General features: G+C 58.6%; 18 protein-coding genes. 10 read left to right on the forward strand and 8 right to left on the reverse strand.

Translation table 11 applies throughout. The annotated features are described in order from the left end of the window. Positions 1-985: 985 nt before the first annotated feature. Together HMPREF3166_RS09025 and HMPREF3166_RS09030 are read right to left on the reverse strand one after the other, a co-directional pair. Positions 986-1,828, reverse strand: a complete 843-nt coding sequence (locus HMPREF3166_RS09025) for a hypothetical protein (RefSeq protein WP_070488884.1) — start codon at positions 1,826-1,828, stop codon at positions 986-988. Positions 1,829-1,875: 47 nt separating this feature from the next. Beyond that, positions 1,876-2,418, reverse strand: a complete 543-nt coding sequence (locus HMPREF3166_RS09030) for a hypothetical protein (RefSeq protein ID WP_141741159.1) — start codon at positions 2,416-2,418, stop codon at positions 1,876-1,878. Between the two features lie 459 nt (positions 2,419-2,877). Here HMPREF3166_RS09030 and HMPREF3166_RS09035 point away from each other — a divergent pair, with 459 nt between their 5' ends. The 4 genes from HMPREF3166_RS09035 to HMPREF3166_RS09050 all read left to right on the forward strand — a co-directional run bounded on the left by HMPREF3166_RS09035 (position 2,878) and on the right by HMPREF3166_RS09050 (position 10,398). Beyond that, complete coding sequence (locus tag HMPREF3166_RS09035) at positions 2,878-3,993, forward strand: DUF3644 domain-containing protein (protein WP_083293860.1); 1,116 nt, start codon at positions 2,878-2,880, stop codon at positions 3,991-3,993. 389 nt (positions 3,994-4,382) lie between these two features. Continuing rightward, positions 4,383-6,548 carry a site-specific DNA-methyltransferase gene (locus HMPREF3166_RS09040; protein ID WP_070488893.1) on the forward strand — a complete coding sequence of 722 codons (2,166 nt, stop codon included), beginning with the start codon at positions 4,383-4,385 and terminating at the stop codon, positions 6,546-6,548. A 2-nt stretch (positions 6,549-6,550) separates the two neighbouring features. Continuing rightward, positions 6,551-9,139, forward strand: coding sequence for a DEAD/DEAH box helicase (locus HMPREF3166_RS09045; RefSeq protein WP_070488896.1), 2,589 nt, complete (start codon positions 6,551-6,553; stop codon positions 9,137-9,139). Between the two features lie 17 nt (positions 9,140-9,156). After that, entirely contained in the window at positions 9,157-10,398 is a 1,242-nt protein-coding gene (locus HMPREF3166_RS09050) for a hypothetical protein (protein ID WP_070488899.1), read from the forward strand. Between the two features lie 492 nt (positions 10,399-10,890). Here HMPREF3166_RS09050 and HMPREF3166_RS10030 read toward each other — a convergent pair whose 3' ends face one another. Continuing rightward, positions 10,891-11,160, reverse strand: a complete 270-nt coding sequence (locus tag HMPREF3166_RS10030) for a helix-turn-helix domain-containing protein (protein WP_141741160.1) — start codon at positions 11,158-11,160, stop codon at positions 10,891-10,893. Positions 11,161-11,222: 62 nt separating this feature from the next. Here HMPREF3166_RS10030 and HMPREF3166_RS09060 point away from each other — a divergent pair, with 62 nt between their 5' ends. The 5 genes from HMPREF3166_RS09060 (at position 11,223) to HMPREF3166_RS09080 (ending at position 15,292) form a co-directional block, all read left to right on the forward strand. After that, positions 11,223-12,275, forward strand: a complete 1,053-nt coding sequence (locus tag HMPREF3166_RS09060) for a hypothetical protein (RefSeq protein WP_070488905.1) — start codon at positions 11,223-11,225, stop codon at positions 12,273-12,275. Between the two features lie 185 nt (positions 12,276-12,460). Further along, positions 12,461-13,003 carry a hypothetical protein gene (locus HMPREF3166_RS09065; protein WP_070488907.1) on the forward strand — a complete coding sequence of 181 codons (543 nt, stop codon included), beginning with the start codon at positions 12,461-12,463 and terminating at the stop codon, positions 13,001-13,003. After that, complete coding sequence (locus HMPREF3166_RS09070; RefSeq protein ID WP_141741161.1) at positions 13,000-13,449, forward strand: hypothetical protein; 450 nt, start codon at positions 13,000-13,002, stop codon at positions 13,447-13,449. The genes HMPREF3166_RS09065 and HMPREF3166_RS09070 overlap by 4 nt, the downstream gene beginning before the upstream one ends. Positions 13,450-13,481: 32 nt before the next feature. After that, complete coding sequence (locus HMPREF3166_RS09075; protein WP_070488913.1) at positions 13,482-14,939, forward strand: hypothetical protein; 1,458 nt, start codon at positions 13,482-13,484, stop codon at positions 14,937-14,939. A gap of 140 nt (positions 14,940-15,079) precedes the next feature. Then, positions 15,080-15,292, forward strand: a complete 213-nt coding sequence (locus HMPREF3166_RS09080; protein WP_070488916.1) for a hypothetical protein — start codon at positions 15,080-15,082, stop codon at positions 15,290-15,292. A 204-nt stretch (positions 15,293-15,496) separates the two neighbouring features. Here HMPREF3166_RS09080 and glnA read toward each other — a convergent pair whose 3' ends face one another. After that, on the reverse strand, positions 15,497-16,933 hold the full coding sequence (gene glnA, locus HMPREF3166_RS09085; protein ID WP_070488918.1) for a type I glutamate--ammonia ligase: 1,437 nt from the start codon (positions 16,931-16,933) through the stop codon (positions 15,497-15,499). Between the two features lie 153 nt (positions 16,934-17,086). Here glnA and HMPREF3166_RS09090 point away from each other — a divergent pair, with 153 nt between their 5' ends. Further along, the gene (locus HMPREF3166_RS09090; protein ID WP_070488920.1) at positions 17,087-17,563 is read left to right on the forward strand and encodes an RDD family protein; all 477 of its coding nucleotides are present in this window, start codon (positions 17,087-17,089) and stop codon (positions 17,561-17,563) included. Positions 17,564-17,566: 3 nt separating this feature from the next. Here HMPREF3166_RS09090 and HMPREF3166_RS09095 read toward each other — a convergent pair whose 3' ends face one another. The 4 genes from HMPREF3166_RS09095 to sucB all read right to left on the reverse strand — a co-directional run. Then, a complete protein-coding gene (locus tag HMPREF3166_RS09095; RefSeq protein WP_070488923.1) occupies positions 17,567-18,346 on the reverse strand; it encodes a DUF4191 domain-containing protein in 780 nt (259 codons plus the stop codon). Positions 18,347-18,397: 51 nt separating this feature from the next. Beyond that, positions 18,398-19,447 (reverse strand): lipoyl synthase, encoded by a 1,050-nt coding sequence (lipA, locus tag HMPREF3166_RS09100; protein ID WP_035006119.1) that lies wholly within the window; start codon positions 19,445-19,447, stop codon positions 18,398-18,400. A gap of 63 nt (positions 19,448-19,510) precedes the next feature. Beyond that, positions 19,511-20,233, reverse strand: coding sequence for a lipoyl(octanoyl) transferase LipB (gene lipB, locus HMPREF3166_RS09105; RefSeq protein WP_070488926.1), 723 nt, complete (start codon positions 20,231-20,233; stop codon positions 19,511-19,513). 694 nt (positions 20,234-20,927) lie between these two features. Then, a partial coding sequence (sucB, locus tag HMPREF3166_RS10365; RefSeq protein WP_246816984.1) for a 2-oxoglutarate dehydrogenase, E2 component, dihydrolipoamide succinyltransferase occupies positions 20,928-22,283 on the reverse strand: 1,356 nt, incomplete at its 5' end.

The following is a 22,283-nucleotide window of genomic DNA, read 5'->3' on the forward strand; positions in this document are numbered from 1 at the left end:
TCGCGGAGGCAGCTGTACGATGTATCCAGTTAGTTCTGTCCCGCCCGCTGGGCCTTGAGTCGAAGATTCGCACAGACCTGGGGAGCGTTATACTCGCCGGAGTTGCAGAGAGCGAGCAGTTGCGTCTCGCCACTGGTCAAGTTCGGCGCACCATTAGGAGCAGTGCTGTAACCGCAGAGGTAGGCGGGGCAGTTGGGGCTTGCTCCCTGATTACCCATCGGTGGTTGCTTTTGCGCTGGAGAAGTGGCTCTGGGTTGATTAGCTGGAGCTTGCTGCGCGGGCTTTTTGTCTTCTTCAGCGACAGGACTACTCGGCTGTGTGGGTTCCGGCGTGCTGGTGACTGTGGTGGGCGGGGGTGGTGTGTCTTCGGGGGCGCTGGTGACCGTGGTGGTCTCCGGTTCTGAGGTCTCGGATTCGCTCGAAGGAGCGCTAGTGACGGTAGTGGTGGACGGTTCGGCGGGTGTGTCCTCACCGCTGCAAGCGGTGAGACTGAAAGCGCCGATGAGGCTGAGAGCAAAAACTGGAGCGAGGAGTGTGCGACGACGAGTAGTGATCATGTGGTGCCTTTCGTGGAGTGACAAGCACAGTTTAAGGTCGCACCCACCACTTCTCATCTTGATTCTCAGTTCGACGCAATCGGTTTCCCTCGCCGAGACTTTCAAGTCAACCGGTTCTGTTAAGTAGGGGAGAGGGCGAGCGAATAGCATCCCCCGAGCGACATTCACGAGGTGGCGTTTTAAAAAAACAAAAACGGTGACAACCTGCCAACTAGCAGGTCATCACCGCTTAGCTTGTGCCACCAGCCGGTTAGAGACCGGCGGCGTCAAACAGCTAGAGCAGCTAAAAGCAGCGGCACTTTCGGACAACTCTTTGATCAAGGGTAACTCGGGCTATCTCGATGCCCTCTCCTACGAAACCCCCACCTATTTTCCCACGGGACGGTCAGCTCGCTCGTCTTGTACATCCTTCCCCAGTGTTGGAAGCGCTAAAGGGAGCTTTGAAAATCGTTGATTCTCTCGCCGATTTTGAGGAACTGCTCCGTTTGAAGGTTCAGCGCCTCGCGCAGGACTTCGGTCGAGGCTTCATCGCGGTAGTTGAGGATGGTGAGAGATGCGCCGGCTAAGGCCAGCGCGGATTTCTGGGCGAAGTAGAGCGAATCTAGTTCCAGCACAGTTGGATTAGCGTCGGCTGCGGAAAGTTGAAATAGAGCTTTCCATGCGTTGTAGTGGGCGTAAGCGCTCAGCATGCCGTAGAAATCTTCCCCGATCAGTTCACCCGATGTTTCTCTCACGATGTGAGAGATTGTTTCTTCGTCGTGCTTTAGCTCTGGAATAACGTGATTTCGTGTATAGCGTTCTACTATCCGGTTCAGCCCCGAATACAAACCTTCCAGGTCCTTTTGTTTATAGGCTTTGTCAATTTTCAAGCCGACGCGAAGTGCTCTGGCGGCACGGACTGTTCGAACTTCAGGTTCTTCGTCTCGCGTGATGAACAGCAACAACGCGCAGTATTCCACACCGCTGCGAGCTAAGGGTGCGACGATGGCTGGAGAAGTAAATGAGTCCGTCATAAGACGGCCGACGGTGTGAATTTGTGCTCCAGCAACTTGAAGGATGCTTCCGGCTACTTCATCCGGAAGTCGAGCCACGTTGTCAATCGCTTTGTCCAGTTTCGCGTTGACCTGATCGGTTAGGTCTAACCCCCACGAGGGCTGCGATCTTCCTATTTCGTTGGCGATATTCGCGAGTCCGGTGCAAAGATTGAACATCTCATTCTTGAACTCGCCCAAGCGTGGGTCCAAGTTGCCTTCATGGTGGGTCGTCATCATAGCCCCGATTATTCAAGAGTCCCCACTGATGGTCGACTCGATCAGTCTCAGTCATGCAGCACAGTGCGGGTTGATAGACACACCACAGCCGGAATACCCACACCTCGCAGTGCGTCAACCTTGCGTTTGGCTCGTTCGAGGTCGGTAGTTCGACCATAAAACTCCGACCCGCACTCGTTCCACACCTCGTAGGCCTTCTCTTGGAAACAGGTTTCTTCTGGCTCCCGGCTCTGGTCCTCGTAGGGGTACTGTCCCTCACGCTCTAGGACATGCTGTTCGAAATGGTCCTCGGCGATCAAGGCTCCCCGCTCCCAGAGCGACAGGTCACCGAATGCTGCCTCGACCTCAAGGCACAACAGGCCTGTTGGGCGGTCGGTGCAACGAAGCAAAGTTTTGAGGAATGTGTGGGCGGCCTCGGCATCAATCGAGAGGTGCTCACCGTCGGGATCTAGGAGACGCACCGTTTCCTGGTTGCGGCTAATGAAGATTTGGAGCTGCGCCCGGCTGTCCCGGTCAAGGTGCAAGTCGAGGTGGAGCAGCACAGGTTCTTCTTCTGCTTTGATCCGTTCGACTGGATTATTCGAGCCCATTCCGAAGTCGCCCCTACCTTCCCGCAACGGCTTTCAACCGCGGGTCGTCTTCCGACTCGATTCGCTCCCACGTCACGAGGTACGCAGCGGCTTTTGTTCCGGTAGCCATGAGTTCACCTACGTGGCCGAGCGCCGCATGAGTGCTCCAGTGGACGGCGAGAAGATTGAAGTCATGGTCCCGGACTTCGAGACGGGTGCCCGTCGCGGGGTACGTGTCTGTGTTGCTGGTTGCGTGCAAAGCGTAGAAGGTGCTCGGAGCGACTTGAGCTGCCCAGGTGTCGTCTGCTGGCTGTGGTGGGGTGGTTATGGAAAAACAGTGTGTCGTCGAACATTCAACCGCGCCAGCGCGGGGGTTCGGGGTTCGTAGTCAGTCTCGAATGCCTCTAAGTGCCCTGAAGGTAAGAGGCAACCCCTTCCTCGCGGGCTAAAGGCTGCGTCGCAGCAGGACTTGGTGCCGCAATGAGCCACGCCGGCCAGCTAAACTCAACAAATAACAACGCTGAAATTCAGTCGCTTTGGCCGTTAATCAGAAGGAACTGTTCAAACGTGGCGAAAAATAGGAAGTACACTCCGAGTAAGGACGAGCTCGATCTAGCAGAGCGTCTGGTTGCCAAGTCTCAGGACTCGTTTCAACTTGGGATCGAGCTGTACAACCGTCCTTCACTTCCGAACCGTGTTGAAGCGTGCTCCGTGTTCCTCGCTAACGCCTGGGAGCTCATGCTCAAGTCTCACATCGTGAAAACACAGGGTTTGGCCAAAATATACTTCTCGGAGGACAAAGACCGCACCTGGGCGTTATCGGACTGCGTGCGGTACGTCTTTGACAACGAAACTGATCCGATACGTCGAAATCTCGATGAGTTGGGCAGACTACGAAATAACTCGGTTCACTACATCGTCGACGAGTACGACATCATCTACGGGCCTGTACTTCAAGCTACAGTGAGAAACTTCGCCCATAAACTTGAGGAGTTTCACGGTGTCTCAGCCACGAAAACCCTTCCGCCTCGGGCATTGATCTTGGATGTCAGCGGTCGAACCCTCGATGAACAGGCGATCAAAGAGAAGTACGACCCTGAAACTGCAAACCGGTTCTTCCAGAACTACAACCGCGTCCAACACCTCTCCGGGGGTGACTCTAAGGGGAAATTCGCAGTGACGTACCAAGTAGACGTTCAGATCGTGAAAAAGGGAGCCGACGTGAAGCTCGCCTTTGATCCCGCGGCAGAGCAAAGTGGAGTTGTACTAAAACAAACTCGTGATACGAGTGCCCTTTTTCCGTATCGGCAGATGGACGCACTGGAGATTCTAAATAAGCGCATCGACAGGGACGGGTTGAAGGTCAAGTTCAAGGGTCAGCCGGTGGCAAGAATCAACCGATCTCATTGGCAGAACTTTGTCAAGGCTTACGGATTCAAGAACGATGCTGAAATGTCTTTCGACCACAAGCTACAGAACGAGCGGAACTCCAAGTATTCGTACTCGCCCAAGGCGATTGAGTTCGTGTACGAGCTATTGAAGACTGACCCAGAAGGTGCTCTTGACGAGGCGAAGCGACGCGTTCAAGAGCACTGAAAAGTTGAAGTTCCGACCCCAGGAGCAAGGGATTTCTCAGGCTAATAGCCCTACTCCCATTTCGGGAACCCAGCTGTAGTCCACCCAAGTCGGAACTTGGCTCTAGTGTAGACGAAAACTCAGAAAATGAGGTGGCTTACCCCTCTCCGCGTCGAGCTTTCGGTCGCGCGGGGGTGATGAGCTGCGAAAACAAACAAAAAATTCGCCGGTTTCCTCCTGTTCGTACGGGGGTAGGGCCGCGCACCTGCGATTAACACCCGATTTTTTATCGGGAACATGAGAGATTCGGGCAAGCTAGTTCTCAAACGTTGTTCGCTGCTCGCTTCGAGTCCCGAACCGAAATCTCGTTCCGGTTCGTTAACCTTGGAACAGCACTAGAGAGGACACCCATGTCACGACTTACTGACCTGCTTGCGCAGGCCCGAGGCTATGACCCGCGGATGGCTCAGGAGCTAGAACGCGAGATTCGCCACGCCACCAACCAGCGATCCTTCGGCCTTGTCTTTGAGCGCCACCTGCCCGACGGTGTCGAGCTGCCAACCCGGCCTGTTCGCCGCGGCGACATGGTCCATATTCTGCCTCCCCGTGGCACAGTGGCGCCCACAGACCCAACACTGTGGAAGGTTGTGCAGATTGACCGAAAGGCCGAAGGTGGAGCTACCGCAACGGTCATCGAAGCGGAACCCGGACAGGGCAACGAACCGGGGCTGCGAGACGGGGTGAAAGTAGATGACCTTGTCGTTGTCGCCCAGCACGACGACATCATCTACCCTGGGCTAGTTCAGACCGGCGAGGTCATCAACTCCGACGACCAAGAGGCGCCGTTCCACACGGTCATCAACGCTGAAAACCTGCACGCTTTGAACTTGTTGACCTACACGCACCGTCACAAGGTGGACTGCATCTACATCGACCCGCCGTACAACACCCGCGATAAGGACTGGAAGTACAACAACGATTATGTAGACGGAGATGACCAGTACAAACACTCCAAGTGGCTGTCGATGATGGAAAAGCGACTGGAGCTTGCCAAGGAGCTGCTCAACCCCGAGGACTCGGTGCTCATCGTTACGATTGATGAGAGGGAGTACCTACGGCTGGGGATGCTACTAGAGCAGACGTTCCCGGAGGCGAACATTCAAATGGTGACCATCGTAATCAACAGCCAGGGGACATCTCGTAGCAACCAGATGAGGCGAGTGGAGGAATACGCTTTCATTGTCTATATCGGCGAGGCGTCCTTATTCCAAACCCACATCGAAACGTTGCAATCCGAGAACAGCCAGTCTCAACCTGGAAAGGAAAGAATTTGGTTCTCTTTAATTCGCGGCGGCTCGAACTCCACTCGGGCCCGAGGTGAAAATAGTTTCTTCCCTGTTTACCTCGATGACGAGGGAAGGATTGTTGGTCGTGGCAACCCACCTGGGCCGGGGGTTCCAAGGTCAAGTGTTGTGGCACCAGAAGAAGCGAGCCATGTAATTTGGCCGATCTCCAAAAGCGGTGCAGAGGGAGTCTGGCAAATGACTGGCGAGGAGTTCGATAGGAGGCTGGCGCTCGGATATATCCGCGTCGCCAAATATCGGGGTTCATTCTCTCTGACATACATTCGAGAAGGAACAATTTCTGCAATTGAGCAGGGAACGATTCTCGTTTCTGGCCGAGATCCTATAAATGACACCGTCATACTGGAACACAACCCCTCCAACAAGAGGACTCGAACGCCGAAAACCGTTTGGTACCTGACATCACACAATGCGGGGTCTTTTGGTAGCGACCTTTTGAATCGCTTCCATGGCAAGAAAAGGTTTGACTACCCGAAGTCCCTCTACGCGGTCGAAGACATGCTGCGCTTCTTTGTCAAAGGCAAGCCCACAGCAACGGTCGTCGATTTCTTCTCCGGTTCGGGAACGACAGCTCATGCAGTGATGCGTCTCAACAAACAGGACGGTGGCAGACGCCGCTCAATCTCAGTTACGAACAATGAAGTGAGCTTTGCTGAGGCCAAGAAACTAACCAAAGACGGCTTCCGCCCTGGCGACCCCGAATGGGAGCGTCTCGGTATTTGCGACTACGTCACGAAGCCACGCATCGAGGCTGCAATCACCGGCAAGACCCCATCCGGCGACCCCGTCAAAGGCGACTACAAGTTCACCGACGAGTTCCCTATGTCCGACGGCTTCGAGACCAATACCAGGTTCTTCACGCTCACCTACGAGCCGCCGACGCGGGTACGTCACGGCCTGGCCTACAAACAGATCGCGCCGCTTCTGTGGTTGAAAGCCGGTCAGTTCGGACGTGTTATCGAATCCATCCCCGACGGCGGCTGGGACGTGGCCGAATCACACGGCGTCATCAAAAACTTGGCCGCGGTCGAGTCGTTCGCCGAAGCGATCCGCGAAGCGAAAACCGTGACGACCGCGTACATCGTCACCGACGACGACTTGGCGTTCCAGTCCACAGTGAGCCGACTCGACGGCCTCGACGTTGAATGTGTGCAGCTCTACAGCACTTACCTCACCAACTTCGCCTTTACCCAGTCCGGAGGAGCGATTTAGCCATGAAGTACACGCTCAGGCCCTACCAAGAGACCGCTTCGCGCGAGATTCTTGAACGCCTAGATGATGCCAACCAGGTTCGTGCGATTGGCAAGCAGGCCGCGTTCGCGCTTTCCGCGCCGACAGGTGCCGGTAAGACCGTGATTGCCACCGACGCGTTCGAGAAGCTCCTTCTGCCGTCAGATGACCGAGTGCCGGATGAGAAGGCTGTCATTATCTGGTTCTCAGACAACCCGGACCTGAACCGCCAGTCTCGCCACCGCATCGAGGGTGCGTCAAGCAATTTGCATGGTCGTACTGTCGAAATCGACAACTCGTTCATCAAAAACGAATTTGAGCCGGGCAAAATCTACTTTCTCAACACCCAGAAGCTGTCCAAGGGCACCATATTGACTGGTGGGCGAAAGAAAAACGACTCGAACTTCGAGCTGTTCGACAATGCGCCTGACATGGCGCAGGTGACAATCTGGGACACGCTTCGAAACACACTGGAATCGCCGGACCACAACGTCTACTTCATCGTTGACGAGGCACACCGAGGTTCCGGCACACAGACCGACCGTGAGACAATTCTTCATCGCCTTATCGCCGGCCACACTCCGGACGGCGCCAATGCGCCGGTGCCGCCGATGCCAGTGGTCGTGGGTATCTCCGCCACACCGGGCAAGTTCAAGAAAATGCTCAACGATATGCCCGGTGCTCGCATGGTGTTAGAGGACGTGGACGTCCCGACCGACGAGGTACAAGAATCGGGCCTGCTCAAAGACATTGTTGAGCTCCAGATTCCCGGTGAAGAAGGTGCAGCGTTCGAGAACGTCTTTGTCCGCCAGGCGGCCCGTCTGCTCGCTGAATCCACGCAGCGCTGGAGCGAGTACCACATTGAGCAAGGCACAGGCGACAAGCGGGTCGTACCTCTCATGGTGGTGCAGATGCAAGACTTGGCGACCCCGGAGGACATGTACCGCGTCATCACGGCTCTGCGCGAGGGCTGGCCGGAGCTACCGCACGATTGCTTTGCCCATGTTTTCGGCGAACATGCTGCGATCCAAGCCGGCGATACGGTGATCCCGTACATCGAGCCACAGCACGTCGAGGATCGCGAGTGGATTCGCGTTTTGTTCGCGAAGACTGCAATCTCAACCGGATGGGACTGTCCGCGTGCCGAGGTGATGGTGTCCTACCGCCCAGCCAATGACGAGGACTTCATTACCCAGGTCATTGGCCGTATGGTGCGCTCTCCGCTGGCGCGTCGAATCCCAGGCGATGACCTCCTTAACTCCGTGCTGTGCCTGCTGCCGAAGTTCAACCGCGCGGCCGCTGAGCGGGTCGTAATGAGCATCAACAAGCCAGGCGAGATTGACCCGCCGCCGTTCATCAACCCCGTGGTGAAACCGGAAACGCTGCTGCCTGTGGACAACGACGACCTGTGGACAGCGTTTACTGCTCTTCCGACCGAGGTTGCCCCGAAACGATCCGGCAAGCCGATTTCACGCCTCATCAATACCGGCATTGAACTGGAAGTTGACGGGCTCATGCCGGACGGCGAATCGAGGGCTAAGAAGGAGCTCGTGTCGATAGTCAACGCACTGCTCGTTCGCCACAAGGACGAGCTTGAGACTAAGAAGAAAGACATTCTGAAAGTTGAGACGCAGCGGCTGACGTACCGGTACTCGGACCGAGGGCTGAAAGACGAAGACTCCATCGAACTTGTCGCCGACGACAGGGTTATCACCGAGTCGTTTGAGTTGGCGACCCCCGTGTTCAGCCGGGCACTCGCCAACATGTGGGTCAACGATTTCCTGGTCGCAGGACTAGACAACGGTGAAGCCGACGAAGACCTCATTATCGAAGCGCACCTGACGCTGGGCGCTCTGGCGAAAGTCGAAGGAGCCAAAGACTCTCTGTGGCGTGAAGCCGATCAGACGGCGAAGTCCTGGCTTGACCAGCACCGGGCCGACATCTCCGCGCTGCCGGACAGCCGGCAGGCGAAGTACACGGTGCTGCGTGAGATGGCCGAGGCACCGAGCACCGTGTTTTTGGAAAAGCCCAAAAACCGCATGGAGTCCCCGGGCGTGTGGAACTCGGAGAAGAAGGAGCTCGACCCGTACCCCCGTTACGACAATCGGGTACTCGTCGCGGAAGACGGTTCAGCACCTGCGAACCTGAACGACTGGGAGGCAAAGGTCGTCGCGACCGAAATGGAGCGAAATGGTGCGGCCTTTTGGTACCGCAACCCGTCGCGTCCAGGCCGCGACGCGCTTTCTGCGGTCTACTACGACGAGGCCACTGGTCGCTGGCGTTCTGTGCAGCCGGACTTCATTTTCTTCCTCCGTGACAGCGAAGGCGCCATGCGAGCGTCCATTGTTGACCCGCACGGCGCCTACCTCGGCGATGCACTCGGGAAGCTACGTGGGCTTACCCGCTACGCGGAGCAGTACGGGGAGCACTTTGTCCGCATCGAGTCGGTCTCCGGTACGGACGCCGAGTCGCTTCGAGTTCTCGACTTGAAGTCCGAAGCGGTTCGCGCTGCGGTGGCCGAGGCGACCAGTGCAGAGGCCGTATACGAGAAGCTCGGATACGCCTACAAGTAGCAAGTAGAGGACAACCGGTGACAAGGAAGCTAACAAAACAAGGCGATACCAAAATCCGGATCATTTCTGGGATTCAAGAAGTCGATCTTGACGGTCGCTCCATTTCCGAGGACGTGGCTATGGTGCGCTCTGCGTTGTTTTACGCGGACAAGGTTGAGATGTATGCGCTCGGTACTTCGATGTTCAACCAGATTCGACAGATTTCAACGCTAAACAACGATGAGATGGTTGTGTGGATGTTATCTGTCATTGCAGGTGCGGAGGCGACAGATGCAGCTACTCGTGAGCAGATGGAAATGCTGATCGTTGGGTACATGCAACTGAAAGGAGAACGCGATATGTATTCGCGTTCACAATGGCGCACCGAGGAGCGGTTGAAGGAAAAGCGCGCCGCGTACGACAATCTCACCAAGTTGATCCGCACACACGGCGGAGCCATGAAATCGAACCTCAATCAGATGTGGCGAGCACACGGTGGTGCTGAGATTGAGGCCGCTGTGGAATCCGGGATTTTAAGTATCAAAACCGAATGGGCCGACGATCTAAGCAAAGCCATGGAGGCGAATGACCTCGATCAGGCCACAGCTCTTATGCGCTCTGCTATCCAGTTCAAGGGTGGGGGAGTGATGTTCGATTCGATGGCGGGTGGCCTAGCGAACGCCATGCACAAGGAGAACCGGTTGAGACTTCCACAGTTTCGCCTGGACGACATCAGAGAAACAAGGCTGGGCAACAAGATGTTGCTCGCCCTGCCCAACATGTCCGAGGTTGACGTGGAGAAACTACTGGAAGTTCGAGAGGAACTAGACGGAGACCTAGCGCAGTACAGGCGAACAATAACTCACCTCAATGAACGCCTCCGTGAGTCCGCATTCTCCCCTGACCTCGACGAAGAGATAGAGCACCTGTGGCATAAAGAAGTAGCACCACAGGTCGAGGAACTGCGGGAAGCGGTTTTCAGTAGCAAACTCGGGAGTTATAAGGACGCGGTGGTGGCGGCGTCGGCTAGTACCGCAGAAGCATTCGGATGGGGCTTCTTTGGCATTCTGGTCAGTAATTTTGCGAACCTCGACCTTTCTGACCCGTCCGGAATCGCCGCAGCTACCGCTGGCGCATTTTCGGCAACCGAAGCAGTTAAATCCTTGAAGCAGGGTACGGACTCTTTCCGCGAAGAACTACGGAGCTCGGCCGAGAAGAGAGAAACGGCCAAAGCAGATGGTTTGTACTACCTAGCAAACGTAAGTCACCTCATTCGGTAAGGCTGTCTCTCAGGGCCTTTCCATAAACGCACGCCGGCCACCGTCTCGAACCTCGCAACGGTCCTCGAATCGGGCCACACGTCGCCGTGAAGCACTTTGGTGGGCGTAGCTTTAGCCACCCCCGCGCGTCGGCATACCTCTGCTTGTGACACTCCTGCGCCTGTTTGTGCCTCGACAAACGCGGTGAGGTTTGCAACGAAACCTTGGACGAAGCCGTCAGCCGGTTCTTCCGCGACGCGAATGTCATGGGGCCATTCGGGGTAGAGCTCACGGGGTGACGGGCGAGAAGTGCGCCCGCGACCTTTCGGCGTGTCCTGGTGGCTCATAGGTTTCACGTTACGGTTCCCGCAGCGCAGAAGCGAGGCGGGGGTCGCGGTTACGGGCAAGTCCCCGGCATGCCGGGGAGGGGTGGCTTTTTGCGGTGGTTCTCGCGACGGATGGCGAGACGGTTGTTGTATGAACCGAGATTGCTTTCTTCCGAACCGGATTCCATTACGGCCACAGTCGGTATTTCAGACCGACTTCGAGTCGCGCGATGGTCTCTGCGGTCGGCCAGACGTTGCCCAAGAGCACGTCGGAGACCGTGCGGTCGCTCAAGCCGCAGCGACGGGCAACCTCCGCTTGGCTGAGGTGATTGTTGTCCATGAAGCGGTGCAGGTCCGCGCAAAAGTTCTGGGCCCGCATGTGCGCACGATCAGTGATGCCGGTGTCAACTGGCCAGTTCTTGTAAAGAGTCCGTGGCGAGTTTGCGCGTTGGGGCATGCAGACACTGTATTCGGTGAAGGCCACTCATTCGGTTCAGTGGCGACTTCGGGGGTACCAGCATGATCCCGCTGCAAGAAGACAGGCCGGCGCTGCTGGCGAAAGCGCTTCGCTATCGACCGGTTCGCAACCCCGTCGACGACGAGGATCTGAATGTCATTCGCTTCGCACTGGAGCGCGGAGTTGAGAGTCATGGGGCAGGGGGTTGTGTCCGGGGAATCTACAACGATGTGACTCTCCATAACGCCGGGGCGGTGATGGCTCGTTACCTGCCGCGGGTACGTGAGCTAGTTGATGTCGGCGAAGAGTCGCCTGCGGTATCAGAGTTCTTCGTCCGTGAGTTGATCGAGTGGTGGATCAACTCCGGTCACATTCCCAACCTGGGGACGCAACGAAAGGAAAGATCTGTTCTTCGCCATATTCGGGCATGGGTGGCTGATGACCCCGTGTTGGTGTGGCTGGAAGACCAATCCACACCGTTCGCCCGGATCGAGGGCCGGCCCACCTTCACCGCTGCTGGGCCCTACACAGCAAATGAGCTCAATCGCATATTCTCTTGGACTTGCGCACTGCGAACAGAGCTTCGAGGGCTCCGAGCTGTAGCCGCGATTGGCCTCTACTTCGGCGCGGGGCTCCGTCGCCAAGAAGTGCTGGGGGTGAAAGCAGTTGATGTGTTCGAGTGCTCGGGTTGTGTGCGAGTACGGGTTGGTGATGCGGAATTACCGGTCCGCCCCGAAGTGTCAAACGCACTTCTTTCGGTCAAAGACCGCAGCGGCGCCTTGTCGCTGAATGAATCGCGCCTATTCGGTTTGGCCAAGAACTACCCGGCTGGCGTCTCAATTGCGCCGCACCGGCTCGCAGAAACCTGGGGTGTAGTGGAGCTGGCAACAGGAACTGCGTTTTCTGTCGTGTCCGACAGGCTGGGGCAATCCGCAGCGGCGAGGGCAGCAGCGTTTGTAGAGAACTTCGGAGACCCGAAAACGGTGTCGGAATTGGGTATTCCACTGAAAGTCCAAACGGCACGCCGTGTCGAGGCGTTTCTCTCATCGCATGCTGAGATTCCGACACCACAAGCACACGCACCGTTGCGCGTGATCGACGGGGGACTGGCATGACGTACTCCCGAAAGTGCCTGCTCAAGGCCATAGTGCCTGGACGACTTAACTGTGGTCGACATAGCGTTTATTTCAAGAAACCACCACAGAATAGCGGCACCACCTCCACCTACCACCAGCGACCTCAAGGACCACCGCCCTTGAGCGACCAGACGTGGAGGAGGTATCGGAGGAGCTGCTTCGCTATGCCCGACATCGACAACCTCACCAACATCGCCCACGCCTATGTACCGCGCCTACTCAGGACCGAGGACTGGATCAGCGTGCGCCCATACGTCATGGAACTGAACGACAGTCATCTCCTTGGGTGGGCGAGCTCGCGCGAAACGCTACGCAACGACATGCTCGCTTTGACGTGGACTGTCCACGTTGCAACAACGGTCCTCTGCAGAACACTCACCCACGACGGTGTTTTAGCCCCCGACGTCATTGAGTACGCAGTGAACACTTCGCCGTGGACAACACGGGTACGAGGGACGAGAAGAAGCGTGCTCATACGCCTGGGCCGGGAACTTAACCCCGACTGGCCGTTCGGCGAAACCGCGGTGCGCTACGGCTACACCGCCCCGGACGCCCGTATTCCGACAGCGAAGTGCGACTTCTTGTCGGCTGGGCTGCCAGCCACTCCACCGACTACCAACGCAACAACTCTCGACTTCTTCTCGCGCTCGGACTCGGAGCGGGGCTTCGCATCGGCGAAATGGCAACGCTGCGAGCCAAAAAAGTGACTAGAAACCCGCTTGGCGTCACGGTGACCGCTTCGGGGTTCCGCGGCGCGGCACCGCGCGAAATTCAAGTCCGCGCCGAATGGGAGGACACGGTTGCCGCCGCCGTTGACGGTGCGTGCGCTGACGCATTGGTTCTCTTCCCGAAGCGGGAGAAAGCCACAACAGAGTCTGTCGCAGCGATTATGACCCGGATCGGAAAGCCGCAGCGCATCGACCTGGACACCCGCAGGCTGTGCACCACCTGGATCGTCGGTCTCATGGGCGAAAACGGGCCAGAGGGCGTTATCGCAAAGGCAGCAGGCCTTGCCAGTTTGAAGCATTACTCCAAGTGGCTCACCCCAGGTGACATCACGGCTGAACAGGCACGTCTCATGCTGCGCGGCGGCTCGCGCACAACGTACGGGGCCTGCGGCTCCTTGACGGTGGACGTTCTTAAAGCGAACTGAAAACCCCGAGCGCGGGAGAGGAGGTGAGACGTATGGCGAAGCAAGTGACGTGGTGCGAGCCAATGAAGCTAGATGACGAAGGCTTTGTGCCACTTGATCTTGTGGAGCGTGCTGCGAAAATAGTCGATCTATCGGGTGCGGTCACACAGCTTGAAGATTGGATTGCCGCTGACCGTGCGAGGGTTAAGAAGCACGCTGGGGGCAGGCCGCCGTACGTCTCCATCCGAGCCGCTCTCATCCTCATTGTTCTCGTCGGAATGCTCGGCAAGCCGCTCTATGTTACGAATGCAGCGGAGATTGTCAGGTTCCGGCTTCACGGCAAAGCCTGGCAGGTCGTAGGCCTAGACATGGCGGAGTACAAAAACCGCCACGCCACCCAGTGGTACGACAGAATTTGGCACACTATCAGGCACAAGGTGCGCACGCCTCTCGACCCGTATCCCGAGATGGCTATTTATAAACGGCTCACGCAAGAGGCTTACGAGGCGATTAAGAACCCTCGCAACCCAGACTATGTAATAGCACGGAAGCTCCGCGGGTCGATCTTCTCCTCGCTTCTTGCATTCGCCTCAGCTCGACAGATGGGTGACAAGTACTTCGTCGACGGCACTTACGAGGGAGACATTGTCGCTGACACAACTCCTATCGAAACGCTCACCTACGGCAACCGGAAAGGCGACCTGCGCCCGTCTAATGCCGACGCTGGGTATTACATTCGCACCGGAGACCACAACGGCGGCGAGTCGCCGACGGTAAGGAAGAAGCTGTGGGGCTACGACCTGACCGTCGTCGAAGCCACAGGTGGTTACTTCACCGGTGATATGCCCAAGCCAATTATTAGCCTGTCACTGGACAACCCCGGTGTGCAACCCGGCTGCAACGCTCGTGCCGCTTTTGCCGTGTACGAAAACGCGGTAGTTTCTGCTGACAACGGAGAACACCTCGTGTTGCCGCGCGGGCTTGCTATCGGTGACATGGCGTACTCCCCAGGCTCGGATGAAAAGTCCTACCAAATCCCCATGTGGCTGGCTGGTTGGTCTGTGATGGGACAAACCCCGAAGCGACCAGAAGCGCGTAGTATCTCGTTTAGCTACGAGGGCATGGTTCTCATCGAAGGCAAGCCCTACTCTCCGGCGATTACATCGTTTCCTGACCTACTGGACCCGAAGTCTGAGCTGGACGCAAAGGTCATTTCGAGAGAAGTTTTTGACGAGCGCATTCAACGGCGAAAAGCGTTCGAGCTGTCGGTTCACGAGGTACGTGAAGACCGGTCGATTCGTTTCGCGTGCCCGGCTCTTCGCGGAGCGGTGCAGTGCCCGAAACACAAGGCTGACATCAAGGCGCGTAAGGCTGCGGCCAAGAAGACGCTTGCAGGAAAGACACCTCTGCCACTTACCGTGAAGAACGTGCCAACGACAGCGGCAGAGGGAAAGATTTGCTCGCAGAAGACCGTGCTCGTTGATGTCAGTGACGAGACGAAGACGTTCTGAAAGTACTACACACCAGGTCCGGCTACCTACTCCCGCGAGTGGGAGGAGACTTACCGTCCGCTCCGCGCGACGATCGAGTCTAAGAACGGCGTCTTCAAGTCCGAGGTCGCTATCGGACTGGGGGAGCGACCAAGAGGTACATGCGAGGCTACGCGGCGTTCGTATTGTTCGTCGGCGTTGCTGCGGTTGTGACCAACTGGGGGACTGCGCAGAAATACCTCAAGCGGCAGCGCGACGAAGCGCTGCGTCCGCCGCCGCGTGGCGGGCGCCCGAAGAAGAAGCGGGCTGAGGAAGACAAATTGCTCGATGTCGCCGCAGCGAATGCTCCGCCGAAGATCGACCAAGCGGCATAGGAGGCCACGAGACCCCTCAAGGGGTCGTGGTCTACAAGCCGTTGTTGGGTGCTGAAAAACGGCTCATTCGGAGGTGAAATCCCGGCCAAAATGGCCCTGAAATAGCGCCACCCCCGAGAATCCGCGTGGAATCTCGGGGTTTCGTCGTGCGAGGCGAGTTTTCCGAATATCTGCTGTTCAGAAGTCCGAAAGTGCCCGCAGCCCTTAGCAGTCGTAGTACATCTCGAACTCCTGCGGCGTCGGACGCAGGCGAACAGGTGCGATCTCGTTGTCGTACTTGTAGGAGATGTAAGTGTCGATCAGGTCGTCGGTGAACACGCCGCCTTCGGTCAGGAACTCGTTGTCCTCCTCCAGAGCCTTCAGGGAAGCCTCCAGGCTGGTCGGAGCCTGCGGAATGTCCTTAGCCTCCTCCGGCGGCAGCTCGTACAGGTCCTTGTCGACCGGAGCGTGCGGCTCGATGCGGTTCTTCACACCATCCAGGCCAGCCAGCATCATCGCAGCGAAGCCGAAGTACGGGTTACCACTCGGGTCCGGAGCGCGGAACTCAATGCGCTTCGCCTTCGCGTTGGAGCCCGTGATCGGGATGCGCACGGCAGCGGAACGGTTACGCTGCGAGTACACCAGGTTAATCGGAGCCTCGAAGCCCGGAACCAGACGGTGGTAAGAGTTCAGCGTCGGGTTCGTGAAGGCCAGCACAGCGCCAGCGTGCTTCAGGATGCCGCCGATGTAGTAGCGGGCGATGTCGGACAGGCCGGCGTAACCGGACTCGTCGTAGAACAGCGGCTCGCCATCCTTCCACAGGGACTGGTGAGCGTGCATACCCGAACCATTGTCGCCAGCCAGCGGCTTCGGCATGAAGGTTGCGGACTTGCCAGCCTGCCAAGCGGTGTTCTTGATGATGTACTTGAAGGACTGCAGGTCATCCGCAGCGTGCAGCAGGGTGTTGAACTCGTAGTTGATCTCCTGCTGGCCGCCGGTGCCGACCTCGTGGTGCGCGCGCTCCAGCTTGAAGCCAGCGTTCGCGAGGTTGCGGGACATATCGTCGCGCAGATCCTGGTAGTGGTCGTACGGAGCGACAGGGAAGTAGCCGCCCTTCATGCGGGTCTTGTAGCCCAGGTTCGGGGTACCGTCCGGGTTGACCTCAGCACCACGGTTCCACCAGCCCTCGACGGAATCCAGCTCGTAGAAAGCACGGTTGGTCTCCGCCTCGTAGCGGACGGAGTCGAAGAGGTAGAACTCTGCCTCCGCACCGAAGAAGCAGGTATCCGCAATGCCCGTGGAGGCCAGGTACTGCTCTGCCTTGCGGGCAACGTTACGCGGGTCGCGGGAGAACGGCTCGCGGGTAAACGGGTCGTGAACGAAGAACTTCACGTTCAGGGTCTTGGCCTTGCGGAACGGATCGATCTTGGCCGTCGCCAGGTCCGGCAGCAGGTTCATATCCGACTCTTCGATGGTGGTAAAGCCACGGATAGACGAGCCGTCGAAAGCCAGGCCCTCCTCCATAGCGTCCTCATCGAATTCCGAAGCTGGGATGCTGAAGTGCTGCTCGATACCGGGCACATCGGTGAAGCGAACGTCCACAAACTCGACGTCGTTGTCCTTGATGTACTTGGCAACTTCTTCTGCGGTCTTAAATGACACTGTATTTCTTCCGTTCCTTGCAGTTGGAATCTCAAACTGTTGCGACAATATATAAAAGCAACACAATCGATCCTACGCATACTGGGCGCCGATTCAGGTAAAAATTTGCAAAATTGTGCCACAAACTAACAGCCAGCTAGGCTCTAGACCATCATGAGTGAATCGCGTAGCTGGCTTGAAGGCCCCCTTGTACCAGGCGAAAACGAAGACCTCGCCGAACTCAGCCCGTACCCCGGCGCCCGCTTGGGGTTGCCCAAAGACGGCCCGGGCTCACTGTCCCCCTTGTTCCCCCGGCTGGGTGCCCTGCTGATCGACTGGCTGGCCTGCTACGCCCTGGCCTGGTTCGTCACTTCCACGACGGACGCGCTGGGCGATTCTGCCACCGCCGCGATGATCTTCTTCATCATCTGGCGCATCCTGACCGTCTGGCTGTTCGCCCAATCCCCAGGGCATGCCATCGTGGGCATCGGTGTGGGTCGCATCGACAAGCCCGACGAGCGCGTGGGTCTGTGGCGCTCGGTCGTCCGCACGCTGCTGACGGTCTTCCTCTTCCCCCCAATTATTCAAGACACTGACGGCCGCGGAATGCACGATCGCGCCACTGGCACGGCCGTTATCCGCAGCCGCTAAGCGTTACTTCTTTCCGCGCTGTGCCGCGCGGCGGGCGCGGCGGTTCATGCCGGACATCTTCGCGCCCTTCGGCATCGGACCCTTCGGCATGTTGTTGTTCGGGTTGCTTAGCCGCGAGATCGACTCGACCTTGGAGTTAAGGGCGTCTACCTCATTCTTCTTGATGTTGCGCGGCAGGCGCATCAGGTGGTTCTGCAGCTTCTTCACCGGCACCTGGCCCTCGCCGTCGCCGACGATCACGTCGTAGATCGGGGTCTTGCCCACGATGCGCGCGAGCTTCTTGCGCTCCTGCGCCATCATCGGCTTGAGGCGGTGCGGTGCGCCCTCGCCGACCAGCACAATGCCGGGGGTGCCTACCACGCGGTGCACTGCGTCCATGTGGGTGTTGGACGCCACGCCGTTCTCCGTAATCCACTTCATGCCCACACCGTCACGCAAGTTGGACAAAGCCCATGCGGCGGCTCCGGCCTCGCCCTCAATCTGGTCATACACGCCGGACTGCAGGCGGCGCGAGAACACCCACATCGCCGCCATCGCGCCGATGATGATGCCCACGATCAGGTTCAGCCACCACCAGCCGAAAACCAGGCTGAGCAGCAGCATCAGCACAATGGGAATCAGGAAAGCCAGAACCATGAACGGGATAAGCTTCTTATCCCGGCCCTTCTGCAGCTTGAAGGCCTGCCACAGCTGGGAGCGCGTCTGCTTGCGCTGCTCCTTCTTCGCGGCCTTAGCTGCCTTCTTTTCTTCCTTGACCCTTACGTCCTTTTTATCCTTCGCCATGGATTCAACAATAAGGCATGAATAAAGGCGGGGCGAAAGTGCCCCGCCGAGCTAGCGGCGCGACGCGGTGACCGGCGTGTCCTCCGAAGCGCCGTAGCGCTCCAGCAGGGTAGAGGCCTCCTGCGACGTGGTGGAATCCAGAGTCTCCTCCAGGTGCTTCAGGTTCTCCGGGATAGCCTCGCCGCGAGCCTGCTTGGCCTGCGCGTACAGGCGGCCAGCGCGGTAAGAAGAACGCACCAACGGGCCGGACATAACAGCCTTGATGCCCAGCTCGTAGGCCGCGTCGGAGTGCTCCATGAACTCCTCCGGCTTCACCCAACGCTCAATCGGGTGGTGCATGGAGGACGGGCGCAGGTACTGGGTAATCGTCAGAATGTCGGTGCCAGCGTCCGCCAGGTCCTTAATGGCAGCGCGGACCTCCTCCTTTTCCTCGCCCATGCCCAGGATCAGGTTGGACTTCGTCACCAGGCCGTAGTCGTGCGCTGCCTGAATGACCTCTAGGGAACGGTCGTACTTGAAGGCCGGGCGGATGCGCTTAAAGATGCGCGGAACCGTCTCCAGGTTGTGGGCAAATACCTCCGGCTGAGAATCAAACACGACCTTCAGCAGCTCCGGGCGGTTGGAGAAATCGGGCGTCAGATTCTCCACACCCGTGTTCGGGTTCAGCTCGTGAATCTTCTTCACAACCTCGGCGTACAGCCATGCGCCCTCATCATCCAGGTCGTCGCGCGTCACACCGGTGATGGTGGCGTAGCGCAGACCCATCTCGCGGACATTCTCCGCCACGCGGCGCGGCTCGTCCATATCCAGCGGGGACGGGCGGCCGGACTTAATCTGGCAGAAGTCGCAACGGCGGGAACACGTATCGCCGCCGATGAGGAACGTCGCCTCGCGGTCCTCCCAGCACTCGTTAATGTTCGGGCAACCAGCCTCCTGGCACACGGTGTGCAGGCCAGCGCCCTTCACACGGTTCTTGATATCCCGATACTCCGGGCCGACCTTCGCGGTCGTGCGGATCCACCGAGGCTTCGACTCGATGGGGGTTTCGGCATTCTTCGCCTCGATGCGGAGCATCCGGCGTCCATCTGCGGTCACACTCATGCCGACTAGCCTACGCTGGGTGCCGCATAGGAATCCACCTCGGGTTTTTCCCTAGGAATTCACCTAAGAATGCACCGGCAAGTCGCCGTTCAAAGCGTCAACGAGGTTGCGGGAGAGGGACGAGTAGGCGTCAGAAACACTAACATCGCGCCCCAGCTCCTCGGTGAGCGTCGTGACACCCGCATCAGCCAGCCCACAAGGCACAATGTGGTCGTAATACTCCATGGTGTTGTCACAGTTCAGGGACACTCCGTGCATGGTCACGCCGCGCGTTACGCGGATGCCGATCGCGGCGATCTTACGTGCGGGCTTAAGCTCGTTATTAATGACGCCCGCAGGCAGCCACACGCCCGAACGCCCCTCTACGCGGCCGGTGCCGTGCAGGCCAAGATCTTCACAAGTCTGGATTAGCGCCTGCTCCAGGCGGCGGACATAATCGACCACGTCCACCGGGTCGGCCAGCTTGATGATGGGGTATGCGACCAGCTGGCCAGGACCATGCCAGGTGATGCGGCCTCCGCGGTCGACGTCGACGACTGGCAGGCCGTTGGTGGGGCGGTCGGAATCCTCGGTGCGCTTGCCGGCAGTGTACGTCGGCGGGTGCTGGAGTAGGAGGATGGTGTCTGGGATTTTCTCTTCGGCGCGCTGGGCAGCGAGGTCTGCCTGGAGGTGCCAGGTGTCCTCGTAGTCCACGGTGCCCAGGTCGCGGATGTCGATGTCTGCGGCTGGGGTGCTGGTGTTGGCGCCAATGTTTGCTTTGCGGATGCTGCCTTGCTGGAATCCCATGGTGACGATGATACTCCAGTGGTTCTGTGGTGCTGCTGGGTGCTGCCGGGTGCCAGATGGTGGTGCTGATGCTGGCGCCCCGGTGCCAGATGGTGGTGCTGGGCGCTGTTCCGCAGCCTCCGGGCGCTACCGCCGCTGAGGTTGAAGTTTCTGATGGTGCTGGATGTGTCAGGTGGTGACGTTGATACTGGTGCCTCCGGCGGCTGGCGCGCGCCAAATACCCTCGAATGTCGCTGAATCGGGAATTAGTCAAAACTGAAGCCGGAATCAGCTTTGGCGAAACTCTCTGACCTGCATTTTTGTGCAGATGCAACTCATTGTCTTTAACGTCTTCTCGATCTAGCGACATTTGAGGGACTGGGAGGCTGCTCGAGAGGGATTTTTGAGGTGAGAGGGCGGCTTGGAGACGGGTATTGGGTTTGAGGCTGGTGGAATGGAAGCCTCCGGGGGGGATATCCGGAGCCGCTGCCCGGGGATAATATCCGGAGCTCCTGCCTGGGGCTACTGCACCCAACAACACAGAACGCCGACCCCGCGGGAAGCGGGGTCGGCGTTGTGCTAGGTCAGTTGGCGCCTGGTCAGCTGGCTTGAAGCGGTGGCGAGCTGGCTGCAGCCCAGCGTGACCGGGCAAGCTCGCGCCGGATACCAGCGCAGCTAGACTAGCCAGCCAGCCCAGCTGCAGCTAGGGGCCAACTTAGAGCTCCAGGTCCTCGGTGAAGTCCGAGTTCTCCAGGCGGTCACGCAGGGTGGACATGAAGCGGCCTGCGTCGGCGCCGTCGATGACCTGGTGGTCGTAGGTCATCGGCAGGAAGACCATCTGGCGGATGGCGATAGCCTCGCCCTCGTCCTCACTCAGCACCACCGGACGCTTCACGATGGCGCCGGTGCCGATCATGGCAGCCTGCGGCGGAACCAGAATCGGGGTGTCGGTCAGGGCGCCCTCGGAACCGATGTTGGTGATGGTGAAGGTGCCGCCGGACAGGTCGTTCGGCTTCAGCTTCTTGTTGCGCGCGCGGTCAGCGATGTCGACGATGGCCTTGGCCAGCTCCGGCAGGGACATGTCCTGCGCATCGTGGATGACCGGGCTCAGCAGGCCAGCCTCCGTGTCGACAGCAATGCCCAGGTTGACCTGCTCGTGGTAGGTCATCTCCTTGGTCTTCGCGTTGTAGGAAGCGTTGACGTTCGGGTGGGAGATCAGAGCCTCGACCGCTGCCTTCGCGAAGAACGGCAGGTAGGTCAAGTTCACACCGTGCTTGTCGGCGAAGGCCTGCTTGTTGGCCTTGCGCAGTTCGGCAACGCGAGTCATATCGACCTCGTGGACCTGCGTCAGCTGAGCTGCAGCGTGCAGGGAATCCAGGGTCGTCTTCGCAGTGATCTCGCGGATGCGGCTGACCTTCTTGACGGTGCCGCGCAGCTCCTGCTTGGCCGGGTCCACCTTGTAGGAGGAAGCGCGCGGGCCAGCCGGGGAAGCGGACTTCGCGGAGGAGCCGGAAGCGGAGGTGCCTTCTGCTGCGGCCAGGATGTCCTGCTTACGAATACGGCCGCCGACGCCGGTTCCCTCGACGCTCGACAGATCGACGCCATGCTTATCAGCCAGCTTGCGTACCAGCGGAGTGACGTAGGGGAGGTTGCCCTCGGCAGGCTTCGACTGCTTTGCAGCCGGCTTGGAGGACTTGGAGTCAGACTTGGACTCGGACTTTGCCTCAGTCTTGACCTCGGCCTTCTCCTCGGCCTGCTTAGCCTCAGCCTTCTTTTCCTCCGCCTTCGGCTCGGCCTTGTCCTCGGACTTCTCAGACTTCTCGGTCTTGTCCTCGGAGGCGGACTCGTCGGACTTGGAGGAACCGGAGTCGGAGGAATCGGAGGAGCTGGACTTGGCGGCGTTCTCGTCGCCGATGCGGGCGATGACCTCGCCGACGTCGACCGTGTCGTCCTCGTTGGCCAGGATCTCCACCAGGGTGCCAGCGACCGGGGACGGGATCTCGGTGTCGACCTTGTCGGTGGAGACCTCCAGCAGAGGCTCGTCGACCTCAACCTTGTCGCCGACGCTCTT

The sequence above is a fragment of the Corynebacterium sp. HMSC08A12 genome (assembly GCF_001807485.1).
Lineage (GTDB): Bacteria > Actinomycetota > Actinomycetes > Mycobacteriales > Mycobacteriaceae > Corynebacterium > Corynebacterium evansiae.